The organism is Streptomyces sp. NBC_01314, assembly GCF_041435215.1.
Taxonomy (GTDB): Bacteria; Actinomycetota; Actinomycetes; order Streptomycetales; family Streptomycetaceae; genus Streptomyces.
Genome location: NZ_CP108394.1, coordinates 1,780,318 through 1,794,950, shown reverse-complemented (window position 1 = coordinate 1,794,950; position 14,633 = coordinate 1,780,318). Strand labels below are relative to the sequence as shown.

Below are 14,633 nucleotides of genomic sequence, written 5' to 3'. Positions count from 1 at the left end.
CGGAGTCGGCGCGACCAGGCGCGTACGTCCCCGCACCTGGGGTGGTCACCCTCCCCGCCCGATACGCAATGGAGCCACCGCCATGGGCCTGTCCGATCTTCCGCTCGACCGCAGACAATTCCTGACAACCGCCGCTCTGGCGGCCGGAGCCGTCGCGCTGCCCGGCATGCTGGCCGGCAAGGCGACCGCCGCCGTGCCGCCCCAGGTCACCCTCCCCGACCGGGGCATCTACGACACAGGGACCGCGTCCTCGTGGACCGACGGTTTCGTGACCGGAAACGGTGAGTACGGAGCGATCCTCTACGGGGCGCCCACCCTGGAGAAGATCGTCGTCAACCACCACCGGTTCGTCATGCCCAACGGCACCCGCGACACACTGCCACCGGTGATCGCGGACCGCCTGGAGTCCGTACGGGACAAGGCGCTGGCCGGGGACTACTCCGGGGCGCAGACCAGCTTCGCCTCCGGCTGGAGCCTGCGCTGGACGCAGACCTACCACCCGGGCTACGAACTGCGGCTGAGCACGCCCGGTATGACCACTACGAACGACTACGCCCGGATCACCGACTTCCGCACCGGGGAGGTCACCCACACCTGGACCGACCAGTACGGCACCTGGAAGCGCCACGCCTTCGCCTCCCGCGCCGACCAGGTCATCGTCCATGAACTGCTGCCCGCGAGCGGGCGGACCGTCGACACGACCCTGAGCGTCGCCACAGCACTCGAAGGCGTCCCGACCAGTGTCAGCTTCGCCACGACGGCCACCGTCAGCGGCGCCGACGGCTATCTGAACCTGCGCGGTACCTACCCCTCGGGGCAGGGGGCGTACGGCTACGAGGGCGTCACGCGGGTCGTCGTCACCGGTGCGAACGCCTCGGTCACCGCCAGCGGCTCCACCCTGGTCGTGGCCCGCGCCACCAAGGTGCTGCTGCTGACCAAACTGGGCCGCTACGACACCTCCACCGGCTGGAACTCCCAGCCGCTGCACACCGAACTGGCCGCGCTCAGCGCGGACTACGCCACGCTGCTGTCCCGCCACGGCGCGCTGCACTCGGCGATGTACGACCGTTCCCGCCTTGACCTGAACGTCTCCGCCGCCGACCGTCAACTGTCCACCGGTGAACTGATCAGCCGGCAGAACAGCAACAGGGCCGTCATCGACCTGGCTCTGCTGGAGCGGCTCTACGACTCCGGCCGCTACTTCCTCGTCAGCTCCAGCGGCGTACTGCCACCCCGGCTGACCGGCATCTGGACCGGCACCTGGAACGGTGCCTGGGCGGACGACTTCACCACCGACGCCAACGTCAACTTCCAGGTCGCCGGCGGCAACACCCTCGACCTCACCGACGCCATGCAGGGCTACTTCGACCTGATCCTCGGACAACTCGACGACTGGCGTACCAACGCCAAGAACCTGTACGGAACCCGTGGCATCCACGCGCCCATCCACACCGACGGCGAGCACGGCCACATGCTCCACTTCAGCGGCAGTTTCGCCGGGCAGACATGGATCGGCGGCGCCGACTGGCTGCTCTACCCGCTGCTGGAGTACTACCAGGTCACCGGCGACAGCGACTTCCTGCAGAACAAGCTGGCCCCGGCCCTGATGGAACTGGCCCTGTTCTACGAGGACTTCCTCACCCGCACCGATTCGAACGGCAAGGTCGTCTTCGTGCCGTGCTTCTCCGTTGAGAACAAGCCCGGCAACAGCAACCAGTACCTGTCCATCAACGCCACCGGCGAGATCGCCGCCGGCCGGCACGCCCTCCAGGCCGCCATCGAGGCTGCGAACACCCTGGGCGTCGAGCAGGGCAGCGGACAGGGCGTGGCACGCTGGACGGCGCTGCTGGCCAAGCTTCCCGACTACCGGGTCAACAGCGACGGGGCGCTGGCCGAATGGGCGTGGCCGAGCCTGACCGACCACTACAACAACAACCACGCCCAGCACATGTACGGCGCCTGGCCGCTGCACGAGATCAACCCCGAGGACAAGCCCGACCTGGTCCTGAACGCCCGCAAGGCCCTGGACCTGCGCGGTGACGAGACGCAGGCCGCACATGGTGCCATCCACCGGGCCTTCGCCCGCGCCCGACTCAAGGACGGCCCCGGCGTCTACACCAACATGAAGAAGATCATCGGCAACGACATGCTGTTCAAGTCGCTGATGACCGCACACAACCCCAACCTGACGACGTACAACGCCGACGCCGCCAACGCCCTGCCCGCCATGATCTCCGAGGCGCTGATCTACAGCCGGCCCGGCATCCTCGAACTGCTCCCCGCTCTGCCCGACCAGTTCTCCAAGGGCACCATCAAGGGCGTGCGGGGCCGCAACCGGATCCTGGTCGAGAGCCTGAGCTGGGACACCGCGGCCCGTACCGCCACGGTCGTCCTCACCTCGGCCGTCACCCAGGACATCACCCTGATCTCCCGCCGCGGTATGACCTCGGTGACCACCACCGCGACGGTCGCCACCTCCTCCCTCGGCAGCCACGCCCGGGTCGTGTCACTCACCGCCGACACCAGAACGACCATCACCGTCGGTCTGCTCACCGGCACCTTCCGCCTGGTCAACCGCAGAAGCGGCAAGGTGCTCGACATCAAGGACGCATCGACCGCCGACGGGGCCTCGGTCATCATGTGGCCGTGGACCGGGGGCACCAACCAGCAGTGGCGGTTCCTGCCGAACCACGACGGATCCTTCCGCCTGGTGTGCGCCAAGAGCGGCAAGCTGCTCGAAAGCCCCGGCGGCTCGACCACCCAGGGACAGGCGCTCGGCCAGCGGACGGACACCGCGGAGGCCCACCAGTGGTGGAGACTCGTCCCGGCCGCGACCAGTGGGTACTACCGCCTCGTCAACGTCAGATCCGGGATGTCCGCCGACGCGGAGAACGGCGCCACGGCAGACGGCACCCGGATCATCCAGTGGCCCGCCAACGGCGGTTCCAACCAGGACTGGCAGATCGTCCCTCTGTGAGCCGACTACCGGGGTCAGGCGGCTGCCGCATTCGGGGCCGGCGGGTTTGGAAGAGGGTCCCCAGGCCCAGCAGGGGCGCGCTTCTCGGCGAGGGGCACCAGGTCGTGCGGGCCGTTCTTCTCGACAGGGGCAGCGTGTCACGGGTGCCGTTGGGCAGCACGAACCGGTGGTGGTCGCGGATGATCTCCTCCAGCGTGGGCGCCGCAGATCGCTCCGTACTCGCCGTTGCCGGTGACGAAACCGTCGGTCCACGAGGAGGCGGTCACCGTGTCATAGACGCCCCGGTCGGGGAGAGGCGAGCTGCGGCGGTACCGCGTCGGCCCCCTTGGCGGACAGCACTTCGGGCAGTGCGACGGGCTCCGGCCGTCAGAGCGACGGCGGTGAGGAAACGTCTGCGGTCGAGCGGAAGTCCGGACAGGCCCGTGGTGCTGACTCCAAGAGGAATGACGCGCGTGAGCACCGAGCCTCTGTCCGCTCTGGCGAGAGAAGACCGCACGTTCCTGTCGCCGCCCGGGCTCGCCGCGACGGCGACGTGCGGGCGGAGGCGTACCGGGCCGCCGCGGCGGCCCGGTACGCTTCTGGGCCGGACGGTCCCGCCGACCTCCCGCGCCAGATCGTCCACCGGCTCACTCCGGTGGCGCGGATCGCGGCGGTCAGTTCTTCGGGCACCTCGCGTGTGCCGCCTCGTATTCCTCGACACGGTCGGCGCGGACCCTGGTGTGCAGGGCGATCCTCACGACGGCTCCTTGGGCGGCGGAGGAACGGGCGTGCCGGCGGGTATCAGTCCTTCGGTGCGCAGGTCGTCCCAGACGGCGGCGGGCACGGGCCGCCGCAGCAGCGCGACGGTGTCGTGCACCTCATCGGCGGAGCGGGCTCCTGTCAGTACGCTCGCGACGGCCGGATGGCCGAACGGGAAGCGCAGGGCGGCGGCACGCAGCGGGACCCCGTGGCATTCGGTGACGGCCTTCAGCCGCAGCGCCCGGGCCAGGACGGGTTCCGGGACGGGTGCGTAGTCGTACGTGGCGCCCGGCCGCGGGTCGGTCAGAAGCCCCGAGTTGAAGACCCCGCCGATGAGCACACTCCTGCCCCGGGCGCCGGCCTCGGGCAGTACCTCGGCGAGGCCCTCCTGGCCCAGCAGGGTGTAGCGGCCGGCCAGCAGGACGACGTCGACATCCGTTTCGCGCAGGAAGCGGGCGAGCAGGGGGGTCTGGTTCATGCCGACGCCGATGGCCCCGACGACGCCTTCGGCACGCAGCCGCTCCAGCGCCGGATACGCCTCATCGAGAGCCTGCTCGGCGTGGTCGTCGGGGTCGTGCAGGAGGGCGATGTCGACGCGGTCCAGGCCGAGCCGCTGCAGGCTGGCCTCCAGGGAGCGCCGGACACCGTCGGCACTGAAGTCCCACACCCGGCGATGGGTCGCGGGAACGGCGAAGCCGCCCGCGAGGTCGTCGCCGTCGGTCTTCTGCGGCACCAGCAGCCGGCCGACCTTGGTGGAGACGGTGTACGCGTCCCGGGGGCGGCCGCGCAGCGCGGCACCGAGGCGTCTCTCGGACAGGCCGAGTCCGTAGTGCGGGGCGGTGTCGAAGGTGCGGATGCCCGCGTCCCAGGCGGCGTCCACCGTGGCGGCGGCGGCCTCGTCGGTGACCGGGTGGTACAGGTTGCCGATGCCCGCGGCGCCGAAGGCGAGTTCGGTGACCCGGACACCGCTGGTGCCCAGCGTCGTGGTTCTCATGAGGCTGTCGCCGGGCGGATCCGGAGGCCCTGCATGCCGCCGTCGACGGCGAGTGCGGTGCCGGTGACGCCGGCCGCGGCGGGACTGGCGAGGTACACGATGGCTGCCGCCACCTCGTCGGCGGTGACCAGGCGGCCCAGGGGCTGGCGGGCGTTGAGGGCGGCGCGTTCGGCGTCGGGGTCGTCGGCGGCGTCCAGCAATCGGCCGACCCAGGGGGTGTCGGCGGTGCCGGGGTTGACGCAGTTGACGCGGATGCCCTCGCGGACGTGGTCGGCGGCCATGGCCAGGGTCAGCGACAGCACGGCCCCCTTGGTGGCCGAGTACAGGGCGCGCTGCGGCAGACCGGCGGTGGCGGCGATGGAGCAGGTGTTGACCACGGCCGCGCTCGAGGAGCGGCGCAGATACGGCAGGGCGGCGCGGGTGGTGCGGACGATCCCGAGGACGTTGACGTCCAGGACGCGGTGCCATTGCTCGTCGGGGTTGTCCTCCACGGTGCCGGCCGCGCCGATACCCGCGTTGTTCACCAGGATGTCCAGGCCGCCGAGCTCGGCGGCAGCTGCCTGCACGGCGGTCCGTACCGACATGTCGTCCCTGACGTCGGCCTTGAAACCGAGCAACGGCGGCTGAAGCGCCGACGGGTCGAGGTCGATTACGGCGACCCGTGCGCCTTGCACGGCCAGCATCCGGGCCGTGGCCAGCCCGATACCGGCGGCGCCGCCGGTGACGAGGGCCCTGAGACCTGACGGCCCGGTCATGCGACCCGCTCCTGTCCGGCACGGTCGGCGGCCCAGAACGCACCGCTCGGATAGCGGAACTCGGTGATGGACTCGGCGTGCATGGTCGCGGAGAAGCCAGGTGCGAGGGGCGCCGCGTAGTGGCCGTCGTGGATCACCACGGGGTCGGTGAAGTGCTCGTGGAGGTGGTCGACGTACTCGATGACCCGGTTCTCGGTGGTGCCGGACAGGGCGAGGTAGTCGAACATCGACAGGTGCTGCACGAGCTCGCACAGCCCCACGCCGCCGGCGTGGGGACACACTGGTACGCCGAACTTGGCGGCCAGCAGCAGGATCGCCAGGTTTTCATTCACGCCGCCGACCCGGGCGGCGTCGATCTGCAGGACGTCGATGGCGTCGGCCTGCAGCAGCTGCTTGAAGATGATGCGGTTCTGCACGTGTTCGCCGGTGGCGACCTTCACAGGCGCGACACCCCGGCGCACGGTCGCGTGCCCGAGGATGTCGTCGGGGCTGGTGGGTTCCTCGATCCAGTACGGGGCGAAGGGGGCGAGCGCCTTGGTCCACTCGATCGCCTCGCCGACGTTCCAGCGCTGATTGGCGTCGATGGCGATCCGGATGCCGTCGCCGACGGCGGCTCGGGCGGTGCGCATCCGTCGGACGTCGTCCTGGAGGTCGGCGCCGACCTTCAACTTGATCTGGGTGAAGCCGTCGGCGACGGCCTGCTTGGCCAGCCGGGTGAGCTTGTCGTCGGAGTAGCCGAGCCAGCCCGGCGAGGTGGTGTAGCCGGGGTAGCCGCGTTCCAGCAGCACGGCCTCGCGCTCCGCCAGGCCGGCACGGCCTTCGGTGAGCAGACGGACGGCCTCGTCAGGTGTGAGGGCGTCGGCGATGTAGCGGAAGTCGACCTGGGACGCCAGCCACTCGGGTTCGGCGTGGGCGAGCAGCCGCCACAGCGGCTGCCCGGCGCGCTTGGCCGCCAGGTCCCACACGGCGTTGACCACCGCGCCGATCGCCATGTGCATCACGCCCTTCTCGGGACCGAGCCAGCGCAGCTGGCTGTCCCCGATCAGGTCCCGGTTGAGCGAGCCGGGGTCGGCGCACAGCTCGTCGGCGGAGCGCCCGAGCAGATGCGGGCGCAGGGCGTTGATCGCGGCGACCTGCACGTCGTTGCCGCGCCCGATGGTGAAGGTGAAGCCGTGGCCTTCGAGACCGTCGGCGGCGTCCGTGCGCAGCACCACGTAGGCGGCGGAGTAGTCGGGGTCCGGGTTCATCGCATCGGAGCCGTCCAGCTCACGTGAGGTGGGGAACCGGATGTCGTAGGTGTCGACCGCGACGATTCTGGCGGAGATTGCGGACAAGGGGGGCTGCCTTTCAGGCTTGGGCGAACGTCTGGCGCTGGCCGCCGAGTCCGTCGATGGCGAGTTCGACCGTGTCACCGGCGCGGAGGTAGGGGGTGCCGGGAAGACCGAGGGCCACACCCGCGGGCGTACCGGTGTTGATCACGTCACCGGGCTCCAGAACCATGTACTGACTCAGGTACGACACGATGTGTTCGACCGGGAAGATCATGTCGCGGGTGTGGCCCCGCTGTCGCTTCACACCGTTGACGCTCAGGTGCAGCGAGAGGTCCTGCGGGTCACTGACCTCGTCCGCGGTGACCAGCCACGGGCCGAGCGGGTTGAAGGTCTCGCAGGACTTGCCGAGGTTCCACTGCGAGGAGTACTCCAGCTGGAACTCACGTTCCGAGACGTCATGGCTGACGGCGTAGCCCGCGATCACGGACCGGGCGGCCTCCGGTCCGTCCAGGTATCGCGCACGGCGGCCTATGACGACCGCGAGTTCCACCTCCCAGTCGGTCTTCACGGAGCCGCGCGGGATCAGCACCTCGTCGTGCGGACCGACGACGGTCCCCGGGTCCTTCATGAAGATCACCGGACGCGGAGGTATCGCGGCGCCGGTCTCGGCCGCGTGGTCGCGGTAGTTCAGGCCGACGCAGACGACCTTGCCGGGACGGGCGACAGGCGCCCCGATCCGCAGACCGGCAGGGTCGAGCTCGGGCAACGACGTCTCCGCCACGGCGGCGCGCAGCCGCTCCAGTCCCCCGGAGCCCAGGAACGCGCCGTCGATGTCGGCGGTGACAGCAGATGCGTCGAGCAGCCGACCGTCCTCGGTACGGACGGCAGGCCGCTCCTTGCCGGGAGCGCCGAGTCGTAGCAGTTTCAACGGGAACAGCTCCCTTGCCTTGGGTTCGGTGGGTGACGACCGGCCGCGCCGGGCCGGTGGGGCCACCCCCGCGCCGGAGCCTGGAGGGCGGGGCGAGTGAGGAGACGCGGCCATGCGCCACAGTCATCGGATGTCTGGCGCATGGCGACTGTAGATGCCGGAACGGAGCATGGCAACGCAGTCCTCCGAGGAATGCCCTCCTTGCCATGCGTCAGAAAGGGAAACATCCCAACTTTTCCCGGCAGTGATCAATGGGAGGGCGGCACAGCCTCCGATGAATCCCCGATCCTCGCTCGGAACGCTCAACTGAATCGGAGTCCCGTGCAGAGCGTGCGCGGGGTGGTGGTCGAGGTGGACTCCGCGGTGTCGGGACCCTCGGCGCCCCGAGCGCACGGGGTCAAAGGCGTGCCGCGGCGGGGCGTTGTCGAATCGTAAGACGCCGTTCGCCGCTCCCGGCCGCAGATCGACTCGCAGAATATCCGCAGGTCAACGCCTTCAGGGAGGAGCTGGAACGACTTGCGGCCCCGCTTGGTCGCCACCGGGGAGCGAAGCCGCGCGAATCACCGGCGAAAGGCCCTTGTCAATATCGGCAACCTCGCCGTAACGTCCTCAGCGCCCGGTAGACATCGGATGAATCGGCGACTTCCTTGGATTCCGTCACCGCTTCGGGCACCAGCCTCACCCTCACCCCTCCCTTGAGAAGCGCGGTCCCGCTACGGCTCCTCGCGGATCCGCTCCTTCGGTGACCTTGCCCCTTCCCTCTCCCCCCGCGGGGAAGAAGTCGCCGCCTCGCCCCGTCGCCCTGCGGCTCCCTGCCCGGGCTTAAGGAGACAACACGGTCATGAAGCTCGCTCGTACTCGCTCCACCGCCGCAGTCGCCACCGCCGTCCTGGCGGTGCTGGCCCTCGCCACCGCCTGCAACCGGGAGAACACGGCCTCCACGCAGGCGTCAGGCGACAAGCCGGCCATCGGCATCGACCTGCCCCGTTCGGACTCCGACTTCTGGAACTCCTACGCGGACTACGTCAAGAAGGACATCGACAAGGACGGCATCAAGGCACTGCCGCTGAGCAACTCGCAGAACGACGTCACCAAGCTGGTCGCCAACGTCCAGGTCTTCGAGAACACGGGCGCCAAGGCCGTCGTCATGGCCCCGCAGGACACCGGCGCGATCGCCTCCACCCTCGACACCCTCGCGTCGAAGAAGATCCCCGTGGTCAGCGTCGACACCAGGCCCGACAAGGGTGACGTCTACATGGTCGTGCGCGCCGACAACAAGGCGTACGGCACCAAGGCCTGCGAGTTCCTCGGCAAGCAGCTCAAGGGCAAGGGCAAGGTGGCCGAGTTCCAGGGCGCCCTGGACTCCATCAACGGGCGCGACCGTTCCGAGGCGTTCGCCGCCTGCATGAAGGAGAAGTTCCCCAAGATCAAGGTCTTCGAGCTGCCCACCGACTGGAAGGGCGACGTCGCCTCGGCCAAGCTGCAGAGCCTGCTCGCCCAGCACCCCGACCTCAACGGCATCTACATGCAGGCGGGCGGCGTCTTCCTGCAGCCGACCCTGGCACTGCTGGAGCAGAAGGGCCTGCTCAAGCCGGCCGGTGAGAAGGGCCACATCAGCATCATCTCCAACGACGGAATCCCGCAGGAGTTCGACGCGATCCGCAAGGGCCAGATCGACGCGACCATCTCCCAGCCCGCCGACCTCTACGCCAAATACGCCCTCTTCTACGCACAGGCCGCGGCCGAGGGCAAGACGTTCAAGCCGGGCCCGACCGACCACGACTCCACGATCATCAAGCTCCCCAACGGCCTGGAGGACCAGCTGCCCGCGCCGCTGGTGACCAAGGACAACGTGGACGACAAGTCCCTGTGGGGAAACAACATCAGCCAGTGACCGATCGGCCGACGGCTGGGTGGAGGGACGGGCATGGTCCCGTCCCTCCACCTCGCTCGACACACCCTCCGTACTCGTACCCAAGGACGGTATCCACCATGGCGGACACCGCGACCGCCCCGGCGAACGGCACGGGCGGCCCGGCCCCGGTGGCCGAGGCGACCGGCATCAGTAAACGGTTCGGCGCCACCGTCGCGCTGCGCGACGCCCGTATCACCATCGCCCCGGGAGAGTCGCACGCGCTCGTCGGCCGCAACGGCGCGGGCAAGTCCACACTCGTGTCCATCCTCACCGGTCTCCAGCAGCCCGACACCGGATCGCTGCGCTTCGCGGGCGAAGCGGCACCCGTCCTCGGCGACACCGAAGCCTGGCGTTCCCGTGTCGCCTGCGTCTACCAGCGCTCCACGATCATCCAAGAGCTGAGCGTGGCGGAGAACCTCTTCCTGGACCGGCAGAGCCCCGCCGCGCTGAGGCCCATCCGCTGGAAGCAGCTGCGGCAGCGGGCCGGGCAACTGCTCGGCGAGTACGGGGTGGACATCGACCCCGCCGCCCGGGCCAGGGACCTCACCGTCGAACAACGGCAGTTCATCGAGATCGCGCGGGCCCTGTTCTTCGGCGCCCGGTTCATCATCCTCGACGAGCCGACCGCGAAGCTGGACGCCCGCGGAATAGGTCGCCTCTTCGACAAGCTCCGCGACCTTCAGCGGCAGGGCGTCGCCTTCCTCTTCATCTCCCACCATCTGCAGGAGGTCTACGACCTCTGCACCACGGTCACCGTCTACCGCGACGCGGCGCACATCCTGACCGCCCCCGTGGCCGAACTCGGCCACCAGGCACTGGTGGAAGCCATGACCGGTGAGAGGGCCGCCGGGGCGGCCGCGGTCGGCGCCACGCCCCCGCGGACCGACGCGGAGGAGCTGCTGACGATTGAGGGCCTGACCCTGTCCGACGCCTGCCGGGACCTGTCCCTGTCCGTGCGGGCGGGCGAAGTGGTGGGACTGGCCGGTGCCGCCGCCAGCGGAAACGTACAGCTCGGGGAGACCGTCGCCGGTCTGCACCGCCCCGACGCCGGCCGGATCTCGGTGGGCGGCCGCCAGGTCCGTACCGGCAGTGTGCCGGGGGCGCTCGCAGCGGGGGTCGGCCTGATCCCCGAGGACCGCCACCTCCAGGGCCTGGTCAACAACCGCAGTGTCGCGGAGAACGCGACCCTGACCGTCACCGACCAGCTGGGGCCGTTCGGCACCGTACTGCCCTCACGCACCAGGTCCTTCGCCCAGCGCATGATCCAGGACCTCGACATCAAGACCCCCGGTATGACGACCCCGGTCTCCGCCCTGTCCGGCGGCAACCAGCAGAAGGTCGTCGTCGCCCGCGCGCTGGCCACCGAACCCCAGGTCCTGGTGGCCATCCGGCCCACCAACGGAGTGGACGTCAAGTCCAAGGAGTTCCTCCTCGGCCGGATCCGCCAGGTCGCCGACGGCGGAAGGGCGGCCCTGATCGTCTCGGACGAGCTGGACGACCTCAAGGTGTGCGACCGGGTGATGGTCATGTTCCACGGACGCGTGGTCGCGGAGTTCGACCGCGGCTGGAAGGACGAACACCTGGTCGCCGCCATGGAAGGCGTCTCGGGAACGCCCGCCGCATCCCTCCCCGAACAGACCCATGAGCACGGAAGGTAGTCATGTCCGCCACCACAGATCTCACCGATCCCTCAGCGACCGTGGCGGAGAAGCAGCCCGCTGCGGCGACCGCATCCCGCCGCGGGCTCGACCTCGGAAGATTCCGTGACCTGTCGCTCGTCCCCGCCATCCTCGTGCTGGGCCTGATCGGCGTCATCGTCTCGCCGGCCTTCCTCACCGCCGACAACCTCATCGGAGTGGCCCAGCAGTCCACGGAGCTGAGCCTCCTGGTCCTCGCCACCGCACTGATCCTCATCTGCGGACGGATGGACCTGTCGCTGGAGTCCACGATCGGTGTGGCGCCCGTCATCGCCGTATGGCTGGTGCTCCCCACCTCCGGAGGACGCTTCACAGGGCTCGGGATGTTCCCCGAATGGACGGCCATACCGCTGTGCCTGCTCGTCGGAGCGCTGATCGGCGCCGTCAACGGCTTCCTCATCCTCAAGCTCCGCCTGAACGGCTTCATCGTCACCCTCGGCGGCCTCACCATGCTCCGCGGCCTTCAGGTGGCGCTGTCCGAGGGACAGTCCATCGTGGACCTGCCCTCGTCCTTCACCTACCTCGGCAGGGCGTCCTGGCTGGGCGTGCCGGCGGCCATCTGGATCTGCGCGCTGCTGTTTGCCCTCGGCGGTAGCGCACTGACCTGGCTGCGCCACGGCCGGGCGCTGTACGCGATCGGCGGCAATCCCGAGGCCGCCCGTACGGCCGGCATCCGCGTCAACCGGATCGTGTGGATCGTCCTCATCCTCGGCAGCGTCCTCGCCGCCTTCGCCGGCATCCTCTACAGCGGGCACTACGGCTCCGTCTCCGCGACCCAGGGCAGCGGCTGGATCTTCCAGGTCTTCGCCGCGACCGTCATCGGCGGGGTCAGCCTCAACGGCGGCAAGGGCTCGATCTTCGGCGCGCTCACCGGCGTCCTCACCCTGCAACTGGTCGTCAACGTCATGACGCTGGCGGGTGTACCCCCCCTGTGGAACCAGTTCCTCAACGGCGCGATCATCATCGTCGCGCTGATCATCTCCCGCTTCGCCTCCGGCGAGAAGCAGGAGTAGACACTCACGCGACGCGGCTCCGCGCGGACCCCGCCGAGTCCCTCGCGGAGCCGCTTCCTGTCCGACCGAGACGGAAAGTCAGCCCCATGGCGCTGCAGTCACCGGCGTGCTGGGCGCTCAGCTTGATCGTGGGTCGCACTCAACAGGGCTCGCCAGCGCGGTAGTTCGGTGAAAGGAACGACCAGGCACAGGACAGTCACCGTTACGGCGATCCACGTCCCCCACAGCGCCCACGCAGACGCTGCCGCCGCCACCAGATGGAGCACGACCAGCAAGATGGTGACGATGCCCGGCACCGCGACGGGCGCGTCTGCGCCGGGCCGGTCGCCCGGGGTGCTGAAGACGGCAGGCAGCCCGATCAGCAGCAGGACGGCGCCGATCGCCAGCGGGATGGAGTGCGACCACAGGGCCCAGGGGGTGCACACCCAAGCGGTCACCTCGCCGGCGAAGCGCATGCCGCCTCGGACGTAGTCGTGCCCCGGCCGTTGCGTCTTGGTCCTCATGGTGCTTACGGCGGCCTCCTGACCTCGATCGGCAAAGGGCGCCTCGGACAACGGCTCGGCCGGAGTCTTCCCGTTCACAGGTGGCTGTGGCGTGGACAGGGAGGGATCGGTGGCGGCCATGTCATCCTTCGGAGGCGTTTTCAGGAGGGTCGGCCTGGAAGCCGGCGATGAGGGTGTCGATGAGGAAGTGGAAACTCCGCGTGGCGTCGCGGGGCATCTGGAAGCTGTCGGCGCCCTCAAGGGTGACGAACCCGTGAAGTGCTGATCGCAGCGCCCGTGCGGAGTCGACTGTGCGCGCGTCGGGCAAGCCGAAACCGGCGAGGACGTCGAGCAGAACCTGCAGCGCCGCTTCGCTGACGCGGCGGTCCTCCTCGTCACCGGCCGCCGGAGCGGGGAGGGTGGCGGCGTAGCGGCCGGGATGCTCCAGGGCCCAGTGGCGGTAGCTGTCGGCGAACGCCCGGACCGCGTTAGGGCCGGAGCGGCCGACGCACTCCCGGGCCAGCTGATGGGCGAATTCGCGCTTGGCCTGGACGGAGATGCCGTGCCGCAGGTCGTTCAGGGAGCCGACGTGCTTGTACAGGGACGGCGGCCGTACTCCGAGCCTGTTGGCCAGCAGACCCATGGTCAGGCCCGCCCAACCGACCTCGTCGGCGAGCGCCGCTCCCGCCGCGACGACGGCGCTCGTGTCGAGGCCCGCCCTAGGCACGGGCGTGCGCTTCCAGGAAGGCCAGCATCAGGGACATTGTCTCCTCGGGGTACTGGTCGTGCGGGTAGTGGCCGGCTCCCTCGACCACCGCGAGCTTTCCGACACCGGCCGGCAACGCAGCCACGATCGCCTCGCCCTCGGCGCGCGGATCGACCCAGTCGGGGTCGAGCGAGCCCTGCACGATCAGGGCAGGGCACCGTACGTTGCCCAACTGGGCGCCGGCGTCGGTCGGCGCCGACTGCCCCATCTTCTGCATCGCCCGCATCCGGCCGGGCTCGCCCAGCATCGCCTCGATGTCGGCCAGCCGGTCGGTCCAGTCCGCCGGCTTGCGGCCCGGGTAGGCGTGGTCGAGGTAGCGGGACCACAGTCCCACGCTGCCGAACAGGCTGGCGCCGAGCAGCCGGAAGGCACCCTTGCGGTAGCTCTTCGAGCGGAAGTCGCCGAGCTTGATCGACTGCGCGCGTGTGAAGGGGCCCAGCTCGATGATGCCCCTGACCAGTTCGGAACCCTGGGCGGCTGCGATGGTGGCGGCGCCGCCGGAGATCGAGTGGCCGACCAGGACGGCCGGGCCGCTGTCGATGTGGCGGATCACCGCGAGCAGATCGCCCGCGATGTCGGTGCGCGAGTAGGAAGGCCATTGCGCGCTCGACTTGCCACAGCCCCGCAGGTCGACCGCGGCCACTCGATACCCCGCCGCCACCAGACGCGGCAGGACGAACCTGTACGCCGCGCGGCTGTCCCCCATGCCGTGGGCCAGGACCACCAGCGCGCCTTCTCCAGCGGCCTCGTAGGCGATGGTGCCGCCCGGGACGGAGACAAACTCGGCCATGACATCTCCCTGCTCGTTACGCGCCATAGCTATAAGCTAATGCGGCTAGCTAGAAGCTAATGCCAATAGCCGAGAGTGGTCAACCCTGGCCGGGTGCCAGGGGAGGACGAGGGGAAGGTCCAGGCTCGGTCCGGGGTGGAGCGGTAGGGGCATGAGTTGACGCACAGCTCGGCCGGATCCGCGTCGTCGTCATTCCGGTCATGCCGGTTCGGGACGTGCCTCCCCGATCCCCAGAGGGCTTCTGCGTGCTCGGGGCAGGCCTGCCCGCTCAGCGGCCGGTGCTGAAGCCGGCCAGTACTTGCCCAGT

General features: G+C 69.6%; 11 protein-coding genes and 1 pseudogene. 4 read left to right on the top strand and 8 right to left on the bottom strand.

Annotated elements, in window-relative coordinates:
• Window positions 1-82 precede the first annotated feature (82 nt).
• Window positions 83-2,977 (top strand): glycoside hydrolase N-terminal domain-containing protein, encoded by a 2,895-nt coding sequence (locus OG622_RS07990; RefSeq protein ID WP_371574355.1) that lies wholly within the window; start codon window positions 83-85, stop codon window positions 2,975-2,977.
• A 543-nt stretch (window positions 2,978-3,520) separates the two neighbouring features.
• Here OG622_RS07990 and OG622_RS07985 read toward each other — a convergent pair.
• The 5 genes and pseudogenes from OG622_RS07985 to OG622_RS07965 form a co-directional block, all read right to left on the bottom strand.
• Window positions 3,521-3,714: pseudogene (locus OG622_RS07985) on the bottom strand (L-rhamnose mutarotase); the annotation flags it as partial.
• Window positions 3,711-4,709, bottom strand: coding sequence for an aldo/keto reductase (locus OG622_RS07980; protein WP_371574353.1), 999 nt, complete (start codon window positions 4,707-4,709; stop codon window positions 3,711-3,713). The pseudogene OG622_RS07985 and the gene OG622_RS07980, both read right to left, overlap by 4 nt.
• On the bottom strand, window positions 4,706-5,464 hold the full coding sequence (locus OG622_RS07975; RefSeq protein WP_371574351.1) for an SDR family NAD(P)-dependent oxidoreductase: 759 nt from the start codon (window positions 5,462-5,464) through the stop codon (window positions 4,706-4,708). The genes OG622_RS07980 and OG622_RS07975 overlap by 4 nt, the downstream gene beginning before the upstream one ends.
• Window positions 5,461-6,798 carry an L-fuconate dehydratase gene (locus OG622_RS07970; RefSeq protein ID WP_371574349.1) on the bottom strand — a complete coding sequence of 446 codons (1,338 nt, stop codon included), beginning with the start codon at window positions 6,796-6,798 and terminating at the stop codon, window positions 5,461-5,463. The genes OG622_RS07975 and OG622_RS07970 overlap by 4 nt, the downstream gene beginning before the upstream one ends.
• Window positions 6,799-6,811: 13 nt before the next feature.
• Entirely contained in the window at window positions 6,812-7,663 is an 852-nt protein-coding gene (locus OG622_RS07965) for a fumarylacetoacetate hydrolase family protein (protein WP_371574348.1), read from the bottom strand.
• Window positions 7,664-8,504: 841 nt separating this feature from the next.
• On the opposite strand from OG622_RS07965, the gene OG622_RS07960 reads away from it, so the two are divergent.
• The 3 genes from OG622_RS07960 to OG622_RS07950 all read left to right on the top strand — a co-directional run bounded on the left by OG622_RS07960 (window position 8,505) and on the right by OG622_RS07950 (window position 12,288).
• Complete coding sequence (locus tag OG622_RS07960) at window positions 8,505-9,557, top strand: sugar ABC transporter substrate-binding protein (RefSeq protein WP_371574346.1); 1,053 nt, start codon at window positions 8,505-8,507, stop codon at window positions 9,555-9,557.
• A gap of 98 nt (window positions 9,558-9,655) precedes the next feature.
• A complete protein-coding gene (locus tag OG622_RS07955; protein ID WP_371574345.1) occupies window positions 9,656-11,236 on the top strand; it encodes a sugar ABC transporter ATP-binding protein in 1,581 nt (526 codons plus the stop codon).
• Window positions 11,237-11,238: 2 nt separating this feature from the next.
• A complete protein-coding gene (locus tag OG622_RS07950; protein ID WP_371574344.1) occupies window positions 11,239-12,288 on the top strand; it encodes an ABC transporter permease in 1,050 nt (349 codons plus the stop codon).
• Between the two features lie 98 nt (window positions 12,289-12,386).
• Here the strand turns inward: OG622_RS07950 and OG622_RS07945 are convergent, their stop codons facing one another.
• From OG622_RS07945 to OG622_RS07935, 3 genes are read right to left on the bottom strand one after another with little or no spacing between them, the layout of a single operon-like run.
• The gene (locus OG622_RS07945) at window positions 12,387-12,911 is read right to left on the bottom strand and encodes a hypothetical protein (RefSeq protein ID WP_371574343.1); all 525 of its coding nucleotides are present in this window, start codon (window positions 12,909-12,911) and stop codon (window positions 12,387-12,389) included.
• Between the two features lies 1 nt (window position 12,912).
• Window positions 12,913-13,497 carry a WHG domain-containing protein gene (locus OG622_RS07940; RefSeq protein WP_371574341.1) on the bottom strand — a complete coding sequence of 195 codons (585 nt, stop codon included), beginning with the start codon at window positions 13,495-13,497 and terminating at the stop codon, window positions 12,913-12,915.
• Window positions 13,490-14,326 carry an alpha/beta fold hydrolase gene (locus OG622_RS07935; RefSeq protein ID WP_371574339.1) on the bottom strand — a complete coding sequence of 279 codons (837 nt, stop codon included), beginning with the start codon at window positions 14,324-14,326 and terminating at the stop codon, window positions 13,490-13,492. The genes OG622_RS07940 and OG622_RS07935 overlap by 8 nt, the downstream gene beginning before the upstream one ends.
• Window positions 14,327-14,633: the final 307 nt, after the last annotated feature.

Bases quoted from the DNA above. Each gene is read 5' to 3' on its own strand.
- OG622_RS07990 (WP_371574355.1), top strand. From the start codon at position 83: ATGGGCCTGTCCGATCTTCCGCTCGACCGCAGACAATTCCTGACAACC.
- OG622_RS07980 (WP_371574353.1), bottom strand. From the start codon at position 4,709: ATGAGAACCACGACGCTGGGCACCAGCGGTGTCCGGGTCACCGAACTC.
- OG622_RS07975 (WP_371574351.1), bottom strand. From the start codon at position 5,464: ATGACCGGGCCGTCAGGTCTCAGGGCCCTCGTCACCGGCGGCGCCGCC.
- OG622_RS07960 (WP_371574346.1), top strand. From the start codon at position 8,505: ATGAAGCTCGCTCGTACTCGCTCCACCGCCGCAGTCGCCACCGCCGTC.
- OG622_RS07955 (WP_371574345.1), top strand. From the start codon at position 9,656: ATGGCGGACACCGCGACCGCCCCGGCGAACGGCACGGGCGGCCCGGCC.
- OG622_RS07950 (WP_371574344.1), top strand. From the start codon at position 11,239: ATGTCCGCCACCACAGATCTCACCGATCCCTCAGCGACCGTGGCGGAG.
- OG622_RS07945 (WP_371574343.1), bottom strand. From the start codon at position 12,911: ATGGCCGCCACCGATCCCTCCCTGTCCACGCCACAGCCACCTGTGAAC.
- OG622_RS07935 (WP_371574339.1), bottom strand. From the start codon at position 14,326: ATGGCCGAGTTTGTCTCCGTCCCGGGCGGCACCATCGCCTACGAGGCC.